The following is a 19,790-nucleotide window of genomic DNA, read 5'->3' as shown; positions in this document are numbered from 1 at the left end:
CGCCCGGCAGGCAGCGTATTTCACCGCTGCCTGTTTTCTTTCATCGCCTTACTATTTTGTCGTTGACACACTCCCCGCAGGCCGCAATAGTTGTTTTATCAACAAGGTAATAACATTTTACAGGGGATTAGCATGTATCAGCATCATGACTGGCAGGGCTGTTTGCTCGATTATCCAGTAAATAAAGTGGTTTGTGTGGGGAGTAACTACGCAAAGCATATTAAAGAGATGGGCAGCGCAACACCGCAAGAGCCAGTGCTGTTTATCAAACCAGAAACTGCATTGTGCGATTTGAAACAACCTCTGGCATTACCGCAGGGGCTGGGTGAAATTCATCATGAAGTTGAACTGGCCGTACTCATTGGTACCACTTTGCGCCAGGCGACAACTGAACAAGTGGTTCAGGGGATCGCGGGTTATGGCATTGCGCTCGATTTGACTTTACGCCAGGTTCAGGCGGAACTGAAAAAAACCGGGCGCCCCTGGGAAAAAGCAAAAGGGTTTGATAACGCATGCCCGATTTCTGGTTTTATCCCTGCAAAAGACTTTGGCAATGATCCGCAAAATACGGTTCTGGGTTTAAAAATTAATGGCGAGTGGCGCCAGCAAGGCAATACGGAAGATATGATTACGCCGATTATTCCGTTGATTGCATATATGAGTAAATATTTCACCCTGCGTCCTGGTGACGTAATACTCACGGGTACTCCGGAAGGCGTTGGTCCGCTAAACAGTGGCGATAACCTGGAAGTGGTCTTTGACGGTAAATCTGTGTCTACCCGGGTGTTATAGCCCATTGGTCACCGGTATAAAAACTTGCATCCTGTGGGCAGAGTGTTTATAAGGTGCAGCTAATTTTAATGGTGGGCGAAATAATGGCGGCAGAAGAATTTTGGGCAGTGAAAACCCTGGAGCAAATGAGTGATGCTGAATGGGAATCGTTGTGCGATGGGTGCGGGCAGTGCTGCCTTCACAAGTTGCAGGACGAAGAGACTGACGAGATTTATTTTACCAATGTCGCCTGCCAGCAGCTGAACATTAAATCCTGCCAGTGCCGTAATTATTCACGCCGTTTTGAATACGAGCCAGATTGTATCAAACTTACGCGTGAAAATTTGACCCAGTTTGAATGGTTACCGCCCACCTGTGCATATCGCCTGGTGGGTGAGGGCAAACCACTGCCTGCCTGGCATCCGTTGCGCACCGGGTCTAAAGCAGCAATGCATGGTGAACGCATTTCAGTTCGCCATATTGCAGTTCGTGAGTCAGATGTACGTGACTGGGAAGAGCATATCCTGAATAAGCCAGGATGGGCAAAATAACCCCGGTCCTACAGTTAATGCTTGTCTTATGGTGGCAGGCACCTTGCTTTGCCACCTTGCTTTTGTGAACTCTTGTTCTTTCCTTTTTATTTGCCAGCCCGTCTGCGTGACATAAATCTCAGAGTGTTAAACTTGATCTGCATCAACAAAACGCGCATATTACGCCTGCAAGTCAAGTGACGTTTTGTGTGAAATCATGACAATTTATCAAAAAATGTTGGTTTTTTATGGCGTAATGGCATTTATTTGTACGCTGATTACGTTTTTACTGGCAAAGGAAAGGCTGGCTATTCGGGGGTTGAGCGCGCTGCTGGTTGGGGCAACCTGGCCTATGAGTTTTCCTGTCGCGTTATTGTTTTGTTTGTTTTGAAACATCCAGGAGCGAAGAGCGTGCAAAAGTGGTTTCGGGGAATTTGGCTATTTGCTTTTTTAGTGGCTACTGTCGCATTTATGGCGGCGTATTATGCTTTTCCACCTGTCGCTGATGCGGCTGGTGTATTACATGACCCGTATCCGCTGATCCCTGTAGCTGCTGTCTGCATTATTATCGGGATGTGTTTTATGGTAATTGATGTGATAACCACACTACGCAATCTCGAGGCGAGAAATCGCAGCCACAGGTAGTTCTCGTGCATGGGACAAATAAAAAGGGAGGCCAGAGTGCCTCCCTTAAATTGATATTCAGTTACTCAGCGGCCAAACAGGTCGCGACGTTTCGGTTTAAAAGGTTGTGCGATAATAACCAGAACTGCCACAACCAGGTAAGCTGCGAAAATCCCTACCAGCCATTGCGGCATATCCAGTGTCAGGAATTCCCACTGGCGTACAGAACAGTCACCTGTCGCGACAAACACCTGCGGTACCCACTTATCAAGAGGCAACCAGGTTGGAAAGTCGGCCCTGAAAGGACAAACGGCAAAAGGTGATGGGTGAAGTTGCAACATGGTATGTTCCCAGGACAACTGTAACCCACGCACGGCACTGTATACCCAGATAATCATCGCCACAAAGCGCAAAGGGGTTTTTGGTGCAATAGCACCAACCAGTGCGGCACCTAAAATACCAAACAAAGCACAACGTTCATAAATGCACATAACACAAGGCTGCAGCTTCATGACGTGCTGAAACCATAACGCCGTTAATTCCAGCGCCAATGCCGTGAATGCCATCAATAGCCAGGCGCCACGACCACGCGAACACTGGTTTAAATATCGCAACATAATTTTTATCCCGGATGTATCACTGTGTGGCAGTCTACCCCAACTTACTGATAGCGCCAGCAAAATATCAAACAATAGAGTAAGAAAATCTGAACCTGTAGAAGAACCCCGTATAGGGGGTTCTTCTGGGATGCCTGGTGCTTTGTTATTCCACCATTGATAAGGTTGGAACTGTAAACCAGTGGTGTACCTGCATCCACTCGGTCACGGGGATCAGAGTAAACTCAACACAGAACAGCCCAACCAGAGTCAGAACAATAGTATAAGGCAATGCCATGATGACCATACGCCCATAAGACAGGCGAATCAGAGGAGCCAGTGCTGAAGTCAGCAGGAACAGAAACGCGGCCTGGCCATTTGGTGTGGCGACAGACGGCAGGTTAGTGCCGGTATTGATGGCGACTGCCAGCATTTCATACTGCTTAAGCGTGATAACACCCGCTTCAAGGGCGCTTTTGGCTTCGTTTATGTAAACCGTTCCAACAAATACATTATCCGAAATAGATGACAGCACACCAGTAAATAAATAAAACAGCGAGAGCTGAGCGTGGGGGCTGGCATTCAGTACAAACTGAATAATCGGCGTAAACAAATGCTGGTCGATAATAACCGCAACAACTGAGAAGAAGACGGTGAGCAAGGCGGTGAAAGGTAATGCTTCGGTAAAGGCTTTACCAATCGCATGCTCATCGGTAACCCCACACAGCGCGGTGGCGAAGATAATCACAGATAAACCAATCAGACCAACTTCAGCCAGATGGAAGGCCAGTGCCAAAATCAGCCATACGGCAATAATACCCTGTACAACCAGGCGGACGGTGTCCTGGCGGGTTCGCTTTTTGCTACTACGCAGTTCATAGTCCTGGAGGATTTGGCGAACTTTTTCGGGCAAGGGGTCACCGTACCCGAAGGTGCGAGTTTTTTCTAACAGTACACAGGTAATGACACCGAAAAAGAGTACCGGGACGGTAACTGGCGCCATACGCAGTAAAAAGTCCTTAAAATGCCACCCGGCAGCACTGGCAATGATCAGGTTCTGTGGTTCGCCCACCATTGTCATTACACCACCGAGAGCAGTTCCCACACCGGCATGCATCATCAGGCTGCGCAGGAAGCCGCGAAATTGTTCGAGAATAGTTCGGCTGTCTGTTTCCAGGCTACTGTCATCAAGAATATTGCCTTCTTCACCACTATTCGAAGCGACCTGGTGATAAATACCATAAAAACCAACAGCTACACTGATTATGACAGCCACAACTGTCAGGGCATCAAGAAATGCCGACATGAATGCTGCTGCCAGGCAGAATGCCATGGACAAGATTACTTTAGAGCGGATACCCAGCAGTAATCGGGTAAAAATCGTTAGCAGTAACTGCTTCATGAAGTAGATGCCTGCCACCATAAAAATCAGCAGCAGAATGACTTCCAGATTACCTGCTATTTCATGGCGCACACGCTCAGGAGTTGTCATACCAATTACCAGAGCTTCAAACGCCAGCAAGCCACCAGGTAACAACGGATAGCACTTGAGCGCCATAGCCAAAGTGAAGATAAATTCTGCAACTAACAGCCAGCCCGCAACAAAAGGGCTGATAAGAAAGAAGCAGAGCGGGTTGATAACCAAGAAGATGAGTAGTGCCAATTTATACCAGTCTGGGGACTGGCCCAGAAAATTGCGGTATAACGCACGGCCAATAGATATTTCCATGGATTAAATGTTATTCCTCGACATAAAATATTGCGTTGTTTTTTTACTTTCATCAGGTTACCCGGCAGCCACCGCTGGATCAAGGGCGAACCCTGTCTGGGCTGAATGTAAAGTTGGCAAAAATAATACCGTGATCCCTTTTTTCCTCTGGTGCCAGGGTATCTGGCGTTAGTGGCATCTGGTATGATGAGTCTATTTTGCAGAACTTGTGTAACTGGAAATCACTCTATGGTCATTAAGGCGCAAAGCCCGGCGGGTTTCGCTGAAGAGTACATAATTGAAAGTATCTGGAATAATCGGTTTCCTCCCGGTTCAATTTTACCGGCAGAACGTGAGCTGTCAGAGCTGATTGGCGTAACCCGAACCACTTTGCGTGAAGTACTGCAGCGTCTTGCGCGGGATGGCTGGTTAACCATTCAGCATGGTAAACCGACGAAGGTGAATAATTTCTGGGAAACGTCCGGGCTTAATATCCTGGAAACTCTTGCCCGTCTTGATCACGACAGCGTGCCGCAGTTGATTGATAACCTGCTGTCTGTGCGTACTAATATCGCCACTATTTTTATTCGTACTGCATTTCGCCAGCATCCGGATCAGGCTACGCAGGTACTGGATAAAGCCAGTGCAGTTGAAGACCACGCAGATGCCTTTGCCGACCTGGATTACAATATTTTCCGTGGGCTGGCATTCGCTTCTGGCAACCCTATCTACGGTTTGATCCTTAACGGGATGAAAGGGCTGTATACCCGCATTGGTCGCCATTATTTCTCAAGCCCTGAAGCGCGTAATCTTGCTCTTGGTTTCTACCATAAACTGGCTACCATCTGTAAAGACGGGTTGGTGGACCAGGTTTATGATGTTGTGCGCATCTATGGGCGGGAGAGTGGTGAAATTTGGCACCGGATGCATAAAACCATGCCGGGTGACCTGGCCATTCACGGGCGCCAGTAACCAGTTAGCGGTTCACAAGGGGTCATGGTCAAACAGGCGACTGTCGACTCATGGTAATTCTGGTTTAAGCGCCAGGCGCTACCATACCCTTGTGTAAAATAAAAACGGTATAAAATAAAACGCCAGCAGAAACTGGCGTTTTGTATATTGTGGCTGGTTACTTCACACGTATTAAGTATTACGTTGTGGGCAACGTTCCAGTAACTCAACGCTGCCATCCTCGTTTTGTTGCTCCAGAATTACATCAAAACCCCACAAGCGGTGAACGTGCTTCATCACCTCCCGGCGGCTTTTATCCAGTGGAGCCCGGCTTTGTGGGATATAACGCAATGTCAGTGAACGGTCGCCCCGCAAATCCACATTCCAGACCTGTATATTAGGTTCGAGGTTACTCAGGTTATATTGCGCCGACAGGCGATTACGGATTTCCCGGTAGCCTTCTTCATTGTGAATGGCCGCTATCTCAAGGAAGTTATTTCTGTCATCATCCAGCACGGCAAAGAAACGGAAATCCCGCATGAGTTTGGGTGACATAAACTGGCTGATAAAGCTTTCATCTTTAAAATCGCGCATGGCGAAATGAAGCGTATCCAGCCAGTCTTTGCCTGCAATGTCCGGGAACCAGTATTTGTCTTCCTCGGTAGGAGACTGGCAAATACGCTTAATATCCTGGAACATTGCAAAACCCAGAGCGTAAGGGTTTATGCCATTATACCAGGGGCTGTTATACGGCGGTTGGTACACAACATTAGTATGGCTGTGCAAAAACTCCAGCATAAAGCGGTCAGTGAGTTTCCCTTCGTCATACAGGTGATTCAAAATACTGTAGTGCCAGAATGTCGCCCAGCCTTCATTCATAACCTGGGTTTGCTTTTGTGGGTAAAAATACTGGCTGACTTTACGGACAATACGCAGAATTTCACGCTGCCAGGGTTCCAGCAACGGCGCATTTTTCTCCATAAAATACAGTAAGTTTTCTTGGGGCTCAGCAGGAAAACGGCGCTGGGTATCAGCCAGTTTTTCTTCGTCTTCTTTGCGCGGCAGAGTACGCCACAACATATTCACCTGGCTTTGCAGGTATTCTTCCCGGCTTTTCTGGCGTGCTTTCTCTTCCTGAAGTGAGATTTTCTGTGGCCGTTTGTAACGATCCACCCCATAGTTCATCAGGGCATGGCAGGAATCGAGCAGTTTTTCCACTTCTTCCACGCCATGGCGTTCTTCGCACTCGGTAATGTATTTCCGGGCAAAGATAAGGTAATCAATAATAGAACTGGCATCTGTCCAGCTACGGAACAGATAATTATTTTTGAAGAAAGAATTGTGCCCGTAACAGGCATGAGCCATGACCAGTGCCTGCATGGTCATCGTGTTTTCTTCCATCAGGTAAGCGATGCAGGGATTGGAGTTAATCACTATTTCATAGGCCAGACCTTGCTGCCCATGCTTGTACATACGCTCTGTTTCAATGAATTTTTTACCAAACGACCAGTGAGGGTAATTGATAGGCATACCAACACTGGAATAGGCATCCATCATTTGTTCTGAAGTAATAATCTCGATTTGGTGTGGATAGGTGCTAAGCCGGTAATGCCTGGCAACTCTGTCAATTTCTTGCAAATAGCTATCCAGTAACTCAAACGTCCAGTCGGGTCCATCACTCAGACGTTTCTCTTTCCGTGTTTCGGATGCTGTCAGTGTGACCATAAGCGCGCCCCTCAAGTTTCAGTTCCGGTAATAAAAGGAACCGTCTTCATAAGCATAGAACACACCAGCAACTTAGGGTGAGCTGGCACATATTTTTCATCATTAGTTAAACACAATTTTTTGTGGTTAATTGCACGCAGGCAGCATTTTCCTCTGCAAAAGAAAAACGGCAATATTTTTTCGGGATTTAGCGCTATATCTGGCTGGTGTGTGAGGTTGTGATAGTGCTCACCATAAAAAAGTCATATGTTGAATAACATTTTCATCTGGGTTATCAATTTGTGACCAGATGATTATTCTTTATCGACTATTGGGGTTGGATATGCGAGTGGTGGTGCTTGGTAGTGGAGTGGTTGGAGTAGCAAGTGCCTGGTATTTACGCCAGGCTGGCCACGATGTCACCGTGGTTGACCGTCAGCCAGAGGCCGCAGAAGAAACCAGCGCGGGTAATGCCGGGCAAGTTTCACCTGGTTATGCTGCTCCCTGGGCGGCGCCGGGTATTCCGTTAAAAGCGGTTAAATGGATGTTTCAGCGCCATGCTCCGTTGGCTATCCACCTTGATGGCTCTGCGGCGCAACTGCGGTGGATGTGGCAGATGCTGCGTAATTGCGATGCAACACATTACGCCCAAAACAAAGCGCGCATGGTGCGTCTTGCTGAATACAGCCGCGACTGCCTGCGAGCCTTGCGTGCAGATACCGGAATTCAGTATGAAGGCCGCCAGGGGGGAACCCTGCAGTTGTTCCGCACTGCCGCACAGTTTGCCAGCGCAGAAAAAGATATTGCTGTACTCCGGGAGGCCGGGGTGCCGTATCAGCTACTTGAATCGGCTGAACTGGGCGCGGTTGAACCCGCTTTGGCGGAGGTCGCTCACAAGCTAACCGGAGGGCTGCGGCTGCCGAATGATGAAACCGGAGACTGCCAGCTCTTCACGAAAAACCTTGCCAGAATGGCACAGGATGCCGGGGTGAATTTCAGGTTTAATACGGCAATTGACCAGTTGTTGGTAGAAGGTGACAAACTTGCCGGAGTGCGTTGTGGTAATGAAGTATTGCAGGCTGATGCCTGGGTACTGGCTCTGGGAGCCTGGTCTACCTCCATGCTTAATGAGATTGTTTCCATTCCTGTCTATCCGCTGAAAGGCTATTCGCTGACGATCCCCATCGCCAGTGAGTCCGGTGCGCCAGTTTCAACGGTGCTGGATGAAACCTACAAAATTGCCATTACTCGTTTTGACCAGCGCATTCGGGTAGGCGGTATGGCCGAGATTGTTGGTTTCAATCTGGATTTACCTGAGCGCCGGCGCAAAACACTGGAAATGGTTGTGCGCGATTTGTACCCTCGGGGCGGCCATATTGAACAGGCCTCATTCTGGACGGGGTTGCGCCCGATGACACCAGACGGGACACCAGTCATTGGGCCAACCCGGTTGCGTAACCTGTGGCTCAATACCGGGCATGGTACGCTCGGGTGGACGATGGCATGCGGGTCAGGGAAACTGATTACTGATCTGGTTTCCGGCCACCAACCGGATATCGAATCAGCCGACCTCGGGGTTGTGCGTTATCAGCCCGGTTTTCAAGTGCGGCCAGCTGGCTCATCTGTTAACCCAGGCGTGCACCACGGGGAGGGCGTATGACCCGGCCAATTAGTGCCACCATTGATTTACAGGCTATCGGCCATAATTTACGGCAGGTTCGCCAGCAGGCAGGGCATGCGAAAGTTTGGAGTGTGGTGAAAGCCGATGCCTATGGGCATGGCCTGAAACGTATCTGGTCAACACTGGCGGCAGGAACTGACGGGTTTGCTTTGCTGAATATTGAAGATGCATTGTGGCTAAGGCAGGCTGGCTGGCGTGGGCCCATCCTGCTACTTGAGGGCTTTTTTGATGCAGATGAACTGGCTCTGTGCCATGAGTACGGATTAACAACCAGCGTTCACAGTGACTGGCAATTCGCTATGCTGGCAGCCAGCCAGGCCCGTAAGCCGGTTAATGTTTATCTGAAAGTCAACAGCGGGATGAACCGCCTGGGATTTCGCCCGGAAGAAGTGAATGCCGTATGGCAACAATTGCAGTCGCTGGCACAGGTCGGGGAAATAACACTGATGGCGCACTTCGCTAAGGCTGACCAGCCAGGTGGCACTGACGGCGCAATGCGGTTAATCAGGCAGGCTGCTGAAGGCCTGAACATTCCCCGCTCACTGGCGAATTCTGCCGCGGTGTTATGGTGCCCTGAAACCCATTATGACTGGGTCAGACCTGGAATTATCCTGTATGGCGCCTCGCCATCAGCAAACTCACAAGATATTGCTCCCTTTGGCCTGCGGCCTGCAATGTCCTTGCGAAGCCGGATAATTGGTATCCAGCACCTCAAAGCGGGTGACACAGTAGGGTATGGCTGCCGTTACCAGGCAACCAAAACGCAGCGTATTGGTATTGTGGCCACAGGTTACGCTGATGGTTACCCAAGAACGGCACCTGATACCACGCCTGTTTGGGTTGATGGTGTTCTGACAACGCTCACCGGGGCTGTGAGCATGGACATGCTGGCCGTTGATTTAACGCCTTGCCCGCATGCCAGTATCGGTTCGCCTGTGGAGTTGTGGGGGGGCAATCTACCGGTGGATGATGTTGCTCAGGCAGCAGGAACTATCGGATATGAGTTGTTGTGTGCACTGGCACCACGTGTCCCTGTCGTGACAGTGTAACTTATTTGTTTTCTCCCCTAAGCCCCCGGCACAGCAGAGAAGCTTTTATGCCGGGGGCTACAGGCAGATAATCTTATTGTGGATCTTCGTCGGCGAAACGTAACCCGAGTTTGCTGATACGGTTGTTCTCTTTCTCTGCGATGGTCCAAATCATGCCCGCGTATTCAATCTGGTCACCCACCACAGGTTCCGCGCCAAGTATGTGGACAAACATCTCGCCCACGCTTTGCTCGTGGTCTGTATCGCCAGAGAGTTCCAAATCATAAATAACCGCGACATCGCCCAGGCGGGCGCTGGCATCCAGAACAAAGTCACCAAAGAAGCGCTGATCCAAAGAGACAGACTCAGGCGGCGTGCGGCTGAACAACTTCCCAAGGGCGGGTAAATCACCTTCACGGCCAATCACACACAAGATGTCGCCTTCTTCAAGCCGGGTGCTACCGGAAGGGTGCAAAAGGGTATTATTGCGAAACAGCGCAGCTATTCGGGTTTCTGGTGGCATTTGCAGGTCGCGCAGTGCTGCACCAATGCACCATTTCTCTGCGCTGAGTTGGTAAACAAACTGCTCCCATGGATTACGCGGGTGAATATCCAGCCCGATGCGCGAAATAGGCCAGCCAGTCAGTGGCACGATAACTTTGGCCTTCTTTGCTGCGAACCCCAGCGTACTGCCTTGCAAAAAAAGCGATACCAGTACCACGAAAAAGGCCACGTTGAAGAACAGAGATGCGTTATCCAGACCTGCCATCATCGGGAATACGGCCAGAATAATCGGTACAGCACCACGCAAACCAACCCAACTGATGAAAACCCGCTCACGTAAATTAAACCCACGGAAGGGTAGCAAGCCAATCAATACGGAGAGTGGGCGGGCGAAAAAAATTATCCACAGAGACAATAACAATGCAGGCAGGGCAATGGCCCACAAATTAGACGGCGTGACGAGTAACCCCAGCACCAGGAACATGCCAATCTGTGCCAGCCAGGCAAGGCCATCGAAAGTTTGCAGGATACCAAAGCGGCTGCGAATTGGCCGGTTACCCAGCAGGAAACCACACAAATAAACGGCGAGGATCCCGCTACCATTCAGTTCTGTGGTAATGGCGAAAATCATTATTCCACCGCTGAGTGCCAGTAGCGGATATAAACCGTGCGGCAGGCTGATACGGTTAATGGTCTGCAGTAATACCCAGCCACCGCCGAGCCCAAAGATAATGCCAAGGCCGAATTGCTGGATAATGTGTACCAGAAACATCAGGTCAAGCCCGGTCTGGTGGCGCTGGATCATTTCTATCAGGGTTATGGTTAAAAACACGGCCATTGGGTCATTACTGCCGGATTCAATTTCCAGTGTGGAACTGACACGCTCGTTTAACCCTTTACCACCGAGCATAGAAAACACCGCAGCCGCATCTGTCGAACCGACAATTGCACCGATTAACAGCCCTTGCATTAAATCGAGGTTAAACAACCATGCTGCAGCAATACCTGTCAGCCCGGAAGTGATCAGCACGCCCACAGTTGCGAGGGAAAGAGAGGGCCAGAGCGCAACCCGGAAAGAGCTTGCCTGGGTGCGCATTCCACCATCCAGCAGAATCATGGCCAGAGCCAGGTTACTGATGAGATAGGCAAAAGGATAGTTATCGAACGGGATCCCACCAATACCATCCACCCCTGCGAGCATCCCGATAGCCAGGAATATAATCAGAATAGGAATGCCAAGACGTGATGAGAATGAACTCAGTAAAATGCTACAGGTAACCAGTAACGACCCCAGGATAAAAAGCTTAAAAATAACATCAGCGTCCAAGACCACCTGTCTCCTTGCAGTAAAGCGTTCGTTTCTTAAACGCTATCACAGTTTTCACTAATGAAAACCGTGAAATAGCGTTTATTTTTACCGGCGTAATACGGGATGGTCTGAAAGTGTCAACATTGCCATGTCACCCTGGTGAGATAACCTTGCGCTGGCACCCAAAGGCAGAGTGACGGTACGGGCTTCATGGCCAAAGTTGAGCCCGGTCACCAGCGGCACTGTCAACTTGCTGCGCAAAAAGTCACACATGACATCGAAATTGTAGCCGTCATCATAAGTATTGAGAGTGGTCCCATTAAAACTCCCGAGAATGATGGCTTGCTGCTTGTTGAGAATACCGGCACGCAGTAGTTGCATCAGCATGCGTTCCACCCGGAAAGGGTGTTCATTCACGTCTTCCAGAACCAGAATGCCGCCTTCAATATTGGGTAACCATGGTGAACCAACCAGGGATGTAATCATGGACAGATTGCCACCCCACAACGTGCCACTGGCTTCAAATGGTGTATTGTCACTTACCCATTGCAATGTGAATTCAGGCTCCTGCAACGCCTGCCAGAAATGGTGCCAGGTGAAAGTGTTGAGATCGTCAGCGCCAAAATTACCCGCGAGCATTGGCCCACTGAACGTAATGGCCTGCGGGTGGCGGGCCAGCAATGCCAACTGAAACACCGTAAAATCGCTGTGCCCACAAATTGCGAGTGGAGCCTGTTCCAGGCGGCGGGCAATGGCGTCATAGTCGACAGACTCAAGCAGCCGGGTCATGCCATATCCACCACGAACAGCTAAAACGATATCTGTGCTTTCGCTTAGTTGGGCGATTTCGGAAAGATCGGAAAGTCGGGCATTGTCATCACCCGCAAAGCGTTGGAAACGGCGCGGGATAACTGCCTGGTTTTCTACCTCATGCCCGGCGCTGACCAGCCTTTCCACGCCACGGTGAGCGGCTTCCTGCTTAACACAATAACCTGAAGGGGCAATCAGATGAATAACTGGCATGCGAATTCCTTGCTGACTTGGCGATGTATTTGAGTATGATGCCGCGTACACCTTGCGTTGTCATCAACAGGTGTTCGTCGCCAGCGTAGTTGGTGCAATTATAAACAGGATGAAGGGAAGACGGATGCGGTATGTGAAGTCCAGGTGGTTACTGTTTTTGGTGGTGTTATTGGCTGGCTGTGCAGGCCATGAATATAAACAACAGCCCTGGGATCCTGAATTGCCTGTGGCACGGGCGAAACAGTGGATGCCAATAAGCCAGCAGGCAGGGAGTGCATGGGGTGTCAGCCCTGAGTTGATTACTGCGATTATTGCTGTTGAGTCTGGGGGCAACCCGAATGTTGTCAGTGCTTCTAATGCAGTCGGGCTGATGCAGATCAAAGCCTCTACAGCCGGAAAAGATGTCTGGCGGCGCATGGGGTGGGCAGGGCAACCCACTAACAGTGAGTTGAAAAACCCGGAGCGGAATATCTCGGTGGGCGCAGCTTACCTCAGCATTCTTGAAAAAGGGCCGCTGGCAGGTATTCAGGACCCGGAAGTGATGCAGGACGCGCTGGCAGTCTCGTATGCGAATGGGGCGGGGGCACTGCTACGCTCGTTTTCATCAGACAGAGCCACCGCGATTGAGAAAATCAACAAACTGGATCGCGACGCATTCTTTCAGCATGTAGTAAAAGAACACCCTGCAGCACAGGCGCCGCGTTATTTGTGGAAGATCAATAAAGCGCTGGATGCAATGTAACTTATTTTACGCGGTCAGCCTTTTGCCGGGCTGCCCGCTCCAGTTCGTAGATAACTTTCTGTAAATCCCGTTCCTGCGCTGGCCCCAGGTTCAAAAAACGAAAACTGAGGCGCGGCATGGTGACTGTCTCATTTTTGTTGTCGATAATTTTGCGCTCAGACAAAGCCAGTAATTGAGTATCAAACTTAAAAGTCCCCCATTCCTGCATATCAATTTCTACCTGGGGAATCATCATTCCGGCAGTAACCGTGCCGGGCAGGCTCTGGCGCAATAAAATTCCCATCCCGCCAAGTGAGATGTCCTGAATGACACCTGAAAATTTTTCTTCGCCAGGCAACAATATGTGGCAGAAATAAGGCGGGTGAGCCGGGGGAGTAATGCGAAAATATTCACGGCGCTGTACGTACCACAGGCTGTCGGGTAAAGGGCTGGTGAATGCCGGGAGATCCTGGTAAGTTTCAGCAACCATACCATTAAGGGTAAATTCGACTTTTGCACCCTGAGTTTCAGCAGTGACAGTGACGGACGTGGCTTTCAAGACTTCCTGGTTTTCCCGGTCCTGGCTGCCATAATCGATTACCAACCCACCAGTATCGACAGAAAGCATCCGGCTGATAAACTGCCCTTTAGACCAGGACACGCACACAGGCGCCTGGGATTTTACCAAATCCTTAAGCACACCAAGAACAGCAAGCTGCCCTTGCTTTAGAAATTGTTCACTATAATTGCCCACCGGTATTTCCTTGTAATTACACCTGACAGATGTTTTTTCGTTATCGGCGCGGTTGCCAGAAACTTAAGGCAAACTTACGCATGGCTGTGTGTATTAATCAGTATTAATGTAAATACGCAAAGTTGCCAGCCCAGGCAGGCCAGCCTGTGACACAGGAAAATAGTTGGTGAAAAGTGGCAAAAAAAGCACGTGAGAGCACCCCGCAGGCAGGCGGGGTGCTGGTGAGTGATGGATTATTTACCCGTTACCACAGTATTGGCTGCCTGTGGTTGCTGGGATCCTGTACTGGCAGGAGTAACGGCAGGTGTGCTGGCTGGTGCTGTACCTGAATTTGTTTCCGGAGTATTTGTGCCTGGAGTCATGGCCGGGCGAGTTTCCGGCACATCATTGCATGGCGATTTCTTACCACACAACAAGTCCAGCATTTTAAGTGTGACACCGTTGGTCCAGCCGAAGCCATCCTGGAGTGGATATTCGCCACCACCTCCACCAACACCGGTGGTGGTGACATCATATTTCTCCAGTAATTTGTGCTCACGGTTGTAGGTGTGCTGGACATTAGTCAGAAAACGCCAGGTTATCTCCATTGCAAGCTCAGGCTGGTTATAGTTCTTCAGGCCTTCAACCGCTACCCACTGTAACGGGGCCCAACCGTTAGGTAGATCCCACTGCTGACCACTGCGCACAAGCGTTGTAGCAATGCCGCCAGACTTGAGTAATTTTTCTTGCGTGATTTTCGCCATTTTTTGGGCACGGTCCGTTGCCGCTGCTTTGACATATAACGGGAAAAGTGCGGCGGCTGTTAACTGGCTGCGCACTTTGTGTGTTTTCAGGTCATAGTCTGCATACCAACCCTCTTTGCTATTCCACATGTGAGACTCAATAGCTTGCTGGCGCTGATCGGCAAGGCCGTCGTAGCGGCTGGCTTCGGCGTTGTCGCCTGCGGCTTTGCTGGCTCTGGACAGTGTTTTTTCCATCAGAAACATCATGGCATTCAGGTCGACCGGCACAATACTGGTGGTGCGAATTGACCCCAACTGCTCCGGGTCATCCATCCAGCGAGAACTGAAATCCCAGCCAGACTCCGCTCCAGCCCGCAAATCACGGTAAATATCGGTAGCCGGCCGTGAAGGGTAGCGCTTCGCTGTTGTCACATCATCCAGCCAGGATTCCGGGCGTGGTGTATCTTCGTCATCCCAATAACGGTTAAGAACCGCGCCATCTGCCAGTTTTACCACGCGGCGGTGCGCTTTGCCCGGAGCCAGTTGGTTGCTACCCGCCATCCAGTATGCGTACTCTTTTTTCATTTCTGGCAGCCATTTAACCAGGGCTTCATCGCCTTCGTAGCTTGCCAGTAATGAAACCATCAATGGGAAAAATGGGGGTTGTGAACGGCTAAGGTAGTAGGTTCTGTTGCCATTAGGAATATGCCCCCACTTGTCTATCTCAGAGGCAAAGTTTTCTACCATGTCGCTTACTTTGTCCCAGTGGCCACTTTCAGCAAGCCCGAGCATAGTGAAATAACTGTCCCAGTAATACACTTCACGGAACCGGCCACCAGGCACGACATAGGGTTTGGGAAGCGGTAATAATGAATCCCGTTCATCTACATTATCGGTGCTGCGCGTCAGTACAGGCCACAGGCTGTCGATATGTTCACGTAGTGACTGTCCGCTTGGTGGAACGTACTTTTCACTCTCATGGGGCATCATGAAGTTGAGCGCAACAAAGTGGCGTAAATCAAACCCGGACTGGTGCTGTTGCATGCGGTAATCCGCAAGGATCATCAGCGGGTCGCCTTTGGCAATTGCGTCTGTAAAGGTTTTTTGATCCGCAAAGAGTTTTGAACGCTGGACCTCGGTAAACAGTGGCCCCAGTGTTTGGTCGGGGGTTTGCGGGTAATTATTCATCCCTTCATCTGCCAGTGTGGGAGCAGGGCTTAAACCAAGTATTGCGCCACTGAGGGCTACCTGGATGGCAAGAAAAAGTGTTCGTGGGCGACGCAGAACGGACTTCATCATCAACCGGTCTCCTCCTGGTTATTGCCATCAACTGTATTCAAACATATGAAAACCTTCATTGATTATAAAAGAGAACAGGCAGTTATCAGGGTAAAACAGGAAATTTCCAGAAAATTTACCTTTGATGTATTTTGTTACAGCGTCCATTTGGCAAAAAATTTGTGTCAGGCACCCGCCTGGCGCACGAATTCACGTGACCGGGTTAAAAATGACGTTACCCTGTATCTTTGGCAATATTTGGAAAACAGTGAGCAAGGGCGCGCCGGATGCTGAAAGATAATTTTAACGACCTTTATTACCTGATTATTGTGGCCCGTGAGCGTAGTTTTACCCGCGCAGCAGCCCAACTGGGTGTTTCACAATCAGCCCTGAGCCATGCTATTCGGGGGCTTGAAGAACGCCTTGGTATTCGTTTATTAACCCGAACCACCCGGAGTGTTGCGCCAACCGAAGCAGGCGAGCAATTGATTAATGCTATTAGCCCTCGAATGGATGAAATCGAACTTGAACTGGTTTCACTCACTGATATGCGCGATAAAGTCGCCGGGAATATTCGCCTGACGTTGGGTGAACATGCACTGGAATCTACAGTCTGGCCTGCGCTGAAACCTTTCCTTGAGCAATATCCGGATGTGAATGTGGAAATGACCATTGATAACGGCCTGCGGGATATTGTCAGTGAACGTTTTGATGCTGGTATTCGCCTGGGTGAACATTTGGCGCGTGATATGGTTGCAGTGCGTATTGGCCCGGACTGGCGCATGACGGTGGTTGGGTCGCCTGGCTATTTTGCTAAACGGCGTAAACCGCAAACACCTTATGAATTACAGGAACACAACTGTATTAATATGCGCCTTCCAACGCTTGGTGGGTTGTATGCATGGGAATTTATGCGCGGGGAGCAGGAAATCAAAGTTCGTGTGGAAGGGCAACTGACTTTAAATACCCTGGCGTCACGCATGGATGCGGCAAAAAGTGGTTTTGGGCTGGCGTATGTTCCGGAAGATAGTGCCCATGAAGGTATTGCATCAGGGGAGCTGATTCCGGTGCTGGAAGACTGGTGCGACCCTTTCCCGGGGTATTTTCTTTACTACCCAAGCCGTAAACAACATACCGCTGCATTTGCAAAACTGATAGAAGCACTGCGCTATTCACCAGAATTGCCACGCTAGCCTGAGTTTGTGCAAAGAAGCCAGCAACAAGCGTGCTGGCTTTCGCGCGAGGTAACGGATAAATCAATAACGGTCGCCAACCACACTGATTGCAGACATCGCCTGGTTTATCTGTGCCAGGTGCTGTTCGCTCAGAGACAAAGCGGCTGCCGCAAGGTTTTCCTGAAGCCGTGGCAGAGAGCGGCTCCCGGGAATGGGCACAATCCAGGGTTTTTGGGCCAGTAACCAGGCCAGCGCAATTTGGGCTGGAGTTGCCTGGTAATATTCACCGATTTGAACCAAAAGGTCGACCACCACCTGGTTTGCGTCAATGGCTTCTGCGGTAAAACGCGGGTTGCGGCTGCGCAAATCACTTTTATCGTAAGTGGTTGCTTTAGTAATTGTCCCGGTGAGGTAGCCCCGGCCAAGTGGGCTGTATGGCACCAGTCGAATACCGAGCTCTTCACAAGTGGGTAAAATTTCCTGCTCGATATTGCGCCACCATACTGAGTATTCACTTTGCAATGCGGCGACAGGCTGGACACTGTGAGCCCGGCGAATAATATCGGCGCTGGCTTCAGATAAACCAAAATGCTTTACCTTTCCTTCCTGAATCAGGTCCTTCACTGCACCGGCGACATCTTCAATCGGCACGTTCGGGTCAACACGGTGTTGGTAAAATAAATCAATACAATCAACATTCAGGCGCTTCAGTGATGCTTCGGCAACACGCCTGATCTGCTCAGGGCGGCTGTCAAACCCTTCTGCAGGCGAGGGGCCAGTTTCAGGGTTGTGTTTGAAGCCAAATTTGGTCGCTATCACTAGTTTGGTTTTATCCACAGTGGCAAAAGCTTCACCCAGTAGCGTTTCATTAGTAAAAGGCCCGTAAACTTCGGCGGTATCGAAAAAGGTAACCCCCAGATCCACGGCCTGATGCAGCAGGGTTACCATTTCTTGTTTATTCGCAGGTTTGTCGGCAAAACTCATGCGCATACAGCCCAGGCCCAGAGCTGAAACTTCCAGCCCGCTTTTACCCAGTATTCGCTTCTCCATGACATCTCCCGTTTTTTAAATTAACCAGTTGGATGTTACGGCGTTTGGGCTGTGGCGATAATAGCGGGTGCGTGAATACACTATGCAGTTTGATTCATAAATTTCAAAATATGACAGACATAGTTATCTTTTATTCAGGCATATTTGGATCCACGTCTGGCGCTATCCATAAGCATTCATCACCTGAGTAAATAATTCGCCATGCAATTCAGGTGAGGGGTGGTATTATTGCCGCCCACTGGCTTTTATCCGGAATTATCACTGTGACCTCATTTGCTGAACTTAACGCTCTGTCTTCCCAACAACTCACAACGCTTGAAACGCTCGGCTACCTGGCGATGACGCCGGTTCAGGCCGCGGCATTGCCTGCCATTCTCAGTGGAAAGGATGTCCGGGCTCAGGCAAAAACCGGAAGCGGTAAAACAGCAGCCTTTGGTCTTGGTTTGTTGCAGCATATTGATGCGACACAATTTACTACCCAGTCGCTGGTGCTTTGCCCGACACGCGAATTAGCCGATCAGGTTGCGGGTGAGCTGCGCCGTCTGGCGCGTGCCACGCCAAATATTAAGGTGCTGACACTCTGTGGCGGAGTGCCGTTCAACGCGCAGCGCGATTCACTGACCCATGCTCCGCATATTATCGTGGCAACGCCCGGGCGGTTACTGGACCACCTGAATAAGCAGACTGTGAGCCTGTCTGCGTTACGTACTCTGGTGCTGGATGAAGCAGATCGTATGCTGGATATGGGGTTTGCTGACGCGATTGATGAGGTGGTTGCATTTGCCCCCGCTCAGCGCCAGACGCTGCTGTTTTCTGCCACCTGGCCTGTGGCAATTGCGGCAATCAGCCAACGTTACCAGCATGAACCACTGGCGATAGAAATTGATACGGCAGAAGCATTACCGGCGGTACAGCAGCAGTTTTATGAAGTCCCCAGGAATCAAAAAATTGCTGTACTGCAGGCGTTGCTGAGCCGTGAGCAACCAGCATCCTGTGTGGTGTTTTGTAATACCAAAAAGGACTGCCAGGCAGTGTGCGATGCCCTGACTGCCAGTAGCCAGAGCGTGCTGGCTTTACATGGTGATATGGAACAGCGCGACCGTGATCAAACCCTGGTGCGTTTTGCCAATGGCAGCAGCCGTGTGCTGGTGGCAACAGACGTAGCTGCGCGCGGGCTTGATATCAAAGCGCTGGCAATGGTGGTGAACTTTGAACTGGCCTGGGACCCGGAAGTCCATGTGCACCGCATTGGGCGTACTGCACGTGCCGGGGAAAGTGGCCTGGCAGTGAGCCTGTGTGCGCCAGAAGAAGCCACCCGGGCAAATGTACTGGAAGAGATGCTTCATATGGCGCTTAACTGGTGCCCATTGCCCACCGCTGGCAAGGTATTGCCACTTGAAGCGGAAATGGCAACCCTGGCTATTGATGGCGGTAAAAAAGCCAAAATGCGCCCTGGCGATATTCTGGGGGCATTAACCGGAGATATTGGGCTCGACGGAGCCGATATCGGTAAAATCGCCATTCACCCAATGCATGCTTATGTTGCGGTGAAACAGTCGGTTGCCCGTCATGCCTGGAAGCAATTGCAACAAGGTAAAATCAAAGGGAAATCCGTTAAGGTGCGTTTGTTGAAATAGCGAGTGGTTAGCTTATTTGGCTGG

Annotated in this window: 18 protein-coding genes; 10 read left to right on the top strand and 8 right to left on the bottom strand. The window is 50.2% G+C overall.

All coding sequences use genetic code 11. The features are described 5' to 3' along the window. Window positions 1-132 precede the first annotated feature (132 nt). The 4 genes from DES37_RS14050 to DES37_RS14035 all read left to right on the top strand — a co-directional run bounded on the left by DES37_RS14050 (window position 133) and on the right by DES37_RS14035 (window position 1,946). Entirely contained in the window at window positions 133-792 is a 660-nt protein-coding gene (locus tag DES37_RS14050; RefSeq protein ID WP_110026292.1) for a fumarylacetoacetate hydrolase family protein, read from the top strand. An 83-nt stretch (window positions 793-875) separates the two neighbouring features. Continuing rightward, window positions 876-1,322, top strand: a complete 447-nt coding sequence (locus DES37_RS14045; RefSeq protein WP_036107488.1) for a YcgN family cysteine cluster protein — start codon at window positions 876-878, stop codon at window positions 1,320-1,322. A 196-nt stretch (window positions 1,323-1,518) separates the two neighbouring features. Beyond that, complete coding sequence (locus tag DES37_RS14040) at window positions 1,519-1,692, top strand: GhoT/OrtT family toxin (RefSeq protein WP_072006924.1); 174 nt, start codon at window positions 1,519-1,521, stop codon at window positions 1,690-1,692. 20 nt (window positions 1,693-1,712) lie between these two features. After that, window positions 1,713-1,946: a DUF3955 domain-containing protein gene (locus tag DES37_RS14035; protein ID WP_036107339.1), complete on the top strand. Its 234-nt coding sequence runs from the start codon at window positions 1,713-1,715 to the stop codon at window positions 1,944-1,946. Between the two features lie 65 nt (window positions 1,947-2,011). Here DES37_RS14035 and dsbB read toward each other — a convergent pair whose 3' ends face one another. Together dsbB and nhaB are read right to left on the bottom strand one after the other, a co-directional pair. Next, a complete protein-coding gene (gene dsbB / locus DES37_RS14030) occupies window positions 2,012-2,542 on the bottom strand; it encodes a disulfide bond formation protein DsbB (RefSeq protein ID WP_036107343.1) in 531 nt (176 codons plus the stop codon). Between the two features lie 145 nt (window positions 2,543-2,687). After that, window positions 2,688-4,250, bottom strand: a complete 1,563-nt coding sequence (gene nhaB / locus DES37_RS14025; protein WP_036107346.1) for a sodium/proton antiporter NhaB — start codon at window positions 4,248-4,250, stop codon at window positions 2,688-2,690. Window positions 4,251-4,478: 228 nt separating this feature from the next. Here nhaB and fadR point away from each other — a divergent pair, with 228 nt between their 5' ends. Next, window positions 4,479-5,201, top strand: coding sequence for a fatty acid metabolism transcriptional regulator FadR (gene fadR / locus DES37_RS14020; RefSeq protein ID WP_110026288.1), 723 nt, complete (start codon window positions 4,479-4,481; stop codon window positions 5,199-5,201). Between the two features lie 171 nt (window positions 5,202-5,372). Here fadR and DES37_RS14015 read toward each other — a convergent pair whose 3' ends face one another. Next, the gene (locus tag DES37_RS14015) at window positions 5,373-6,905 is read right to left on the bottom strand and encodes a SpoVR family protein (RefSeq protein ID WP_036107352.1); all 1,533 of its coding nucleotides are present in this window, start codon (window positions 6,903-6,905) and stop codon (window positions 5,373-5,375) included. A gap of 322 nt (window positions 6,906-7,227) precedes the next feature. Between DES37_RS14015 and DES37_RS14010 the strand changes: the two genes are divergently transcribed. Beyond that, a complete protein-coding gene (locus DES37_RS14010) occupies window positions 7,228-8,544 on the top strand; it encodes a D-amino acid dehydrogenase (protein ID WP_110026287.1) in 1,317 nt (438 codons plus the stop codon). Then, window positions 8,541-9,614, top strand: coding sequence for a catabolic alanine racemase DadX (gene dadX, locus DES37_RS14005; protein WP_110026285.1), 1,074 nt, complete (start codon window positions 8,541-8,543; stop codon window positions 9,612-9,614). The genes DES37_RS14010 and dadX overlap by 4 nt, the downstream gene beginning before the upstream one ends. Window positions 9,615-9,687: 73 nt before the next feature. Here the strand turns inward: dadX and DES37_RS14000 are convergent, their stop codons facing one another. Both DES37_RS14000 and ldcA read right to left on the bottom strand, forming a co-directional pair. Further along, complete coding sequence (locus DES37_RS14000; protein ID WP_110026524.1) at window positions 9,688-11,424, bottom strand: potassium/proton antiporter; 1,737 nt, start codon at window positions 11,422-11,424, stop codon at window positions 9,688-9,690. Between the two features lie 87 nt (window positions 11,425-11,511). Continuing rightward, window positions 11,512-12,429 carry a muramoyltetrapeptide carboxypeptidase gene (gene ldcA / locus DES37_RS13995; protein WP_110026284.1) on the bottom strand — a complete coding sequence of 306 codons (918 nt, stop codon included), beginning with the start codon at window positions 12,427-12,429 and terminating at the stop codon, window positions 11,512-11,514. Between the two features lie 133 nt (window positions 12,430-12,562). Here ldcA and emtA point away from each other — a divergent pair, with 133 nt between their 5' ends. Further along, window positions 12,563-13,171, top strand: a complete 609-nt coding sequence (gene emtA / locus DES37_RS13990; protein ID WP_036107491.1) for a membrane-bound lytic murein transglycosylase EmtA — start codon at window positions 12,563-12,565, stop codon at window positions 13,169-13,171. A 1-nt stretch (window position 13,172) separates the two neighbouring features. Here the strand turns inward: emtA and ycgR are convergent, their stop codons facing one another. Together ycgR and treA are read right to left on the bottom strand one after the other, a co-directional pair. Then, the gene (ycgR, locus tag DES37_RS13985; RefSeq protein WP_110026282.1) at window positions 13,173-13,904 is read right to left on the bottom strand and encodes a flagellar brake protein YcgR; all 732 of its coding nucleotides are present in this window, start codon (window positions 13,902-13,904) and stop codon (window positions 13,173-13,175) included. A gap of 233 nt (window positions 13,905-14,137) precedes the next feature. Further along, complete coding sequence (gene treA / locus DES37_RS13980; RefSeq protein WP_110026280.1) at window positions 14,138-15,925, bottom strand: alpha,alpha-trehalase TreA; 1,788 nt, start codon at window positions 15,923-15,925, stop codon at window positions 14,138-14,140. A gap of 266 nt (window positions 15,926-16,191) precedes the next feature. Here treA and DES37_RS13975 point away from each other — a divergent pair, with 266 nt between their 5' ends. Then, window positions 16,192-17,097, top strand: a complete 906-nt coding sequence (locus DES37_RS13975) for a LysR family transcriptional regulator (protein WP_110026278.1) — start codon at window positions 16,192-16,194, stop codon at window positions 17,095-17,097. 63 nt (window positions 17,098-17,160) lie between these two features. Here the strand turns inward: DES37_RS13975 and DES37_RS13970 are convergent, their stop codons facing one another. Beyond that, complete coding sequence (locus DES37_RS13970; protein WP_110026276.1) at window positions 17,161-18,129, bottom strand: aldo/keto reductase; 969 nt, start codon at window positions 18,127-18,129, stop codon at window positions 17,161-17,163. A 263-nt stretch (window positions 18,130-18,392) separates the two neighbouring features. Here DES37_RS13970 and dbpA point away from each other — a divergent pair, with 263 nt between their 5' ends. Beyond that, the gene (gene dbpA, locus DES37_RS13965) at window positions 18,393-19,766 is read left to right on the top strand and encodes an ATP-dependent RNA helicase DbpA (protein WP_110026522.1); all 1,374 of its coding nucleotides are present in this window, start codon (window positions 18,393-18,395) and stop codon (window positions 19,764-19,766) included. Window positions 19,767-19,790 lie beyond the last annotated feature (24 nt).

The organism is Mangrovibacter plantisponsor (genome assembly GCF_003182475.1).
Classification (GTDB): Bacteria; Pseudomonadota; Gammaproteobacteria; order Enterobacterales; family Enterobacteriaceae; genus Mangrovibacter; species Mangrovibacter plantisponsor.
This window is presented reverse-complemented; position numbering and strand designations above follow the sequence as displayed.

What these genes read in the sequence shown, in the direction of transcription:
- DES37_RS14050 (WP_110026292.1), top strand. Translation starts at nt 133, where the DNA reads ATGTATCAGCATCATGACTGGCAGGGCTGTTTGCTCGATTATCCAGTA.
- ldcA (WP_110026284.1), bottom strand. Translation starts at nt 12,429, where the DNA reads ATGCCAGTTATTCATCTGATTGCCCCTTCAGGTTATTGTGTTAAGCAG.
- DES37_RS13970 (WP_110026276.1), bottom strand. Translation starts at nt 18,129, where the DNA reads ATGGAGAAGCGAATACTGGGTAAAAGCGGGCTGGAAGTTTCAGCTCTG.
- dadX (WP_110026285.1), top strand. Translation starts at nt 8,541, where the DNA reads ATGACCCGGCCAATTAGTGCCACCATTGATTTACAGGCTATCGGCCAT.
- fadR (WP_110026288.1), top strand. Translation starts at nt 4,479, where the DNA reads ATGGTCATTAAGGCGCAAAGCCCGGCGGGTTTCGCTGAAGAGTACATA.
- nhaB (WP_036107346.1), bottom strand. Translation starts at nt 4,250, where the DNA reads ATGGAAATATCTATTGGCCGTGCGTTATACCGCAATTTTCTGGGCCAG.
- treA (WP_110026280.1), bottom strand. Translation starts at nt 15,925, where the DNA reads ATGATGAAGTCCGTTCTGCGTCGCCCACGAACACTTTTTCTTGCCATC.
- DES37_RS14015 (WP_036107352.1), bottom strand. Translation starts at nt 6,905, where the DNA reads ATGGTCACACTGACAGCATCCGAAACACGGAAAGAGAAACGTCTGAGT.
- DES37_RS14040 (WP_072006924.1), top strand. Translation starts at nt 1,519, where the DNA reads ATGACAATTTATCAAAAAATGTTGGTTTTTTATGGCGTAATGGCATTT.
- DES37_RS13975 (WP_110026278.1), top strand. Translation starts at nt 16,192, where the DNA reads ATGCTGAAAGATAATTTTAACGACCTTTATTACCTGATTATTGTGGCC.
- dsbB (WP_036107343.1), bottom strand. Translation starts at nt 2,542, where the DNA reads ATGTTGCGATATTTAAACCAGTGTTCGCGTGGTCGTGGCGCCTGGCTA.
- DES37_RS14010 (WP_110026287.1), top strand. Translation starts at nt 7,228, where the DNA reads ATGCGAGTGGTGGTGCTTGGTAGTGGAGTGGTTGGAGTAGCAAGTGCC.
- DES37_RS14045 (WP_036107488.1), top strand. Translation starts at nt 876, where the DNA reads ATGGCGGCAGAAGAATTTTGGGCAGTGAAAACCCTGGAGCAAATGAGT.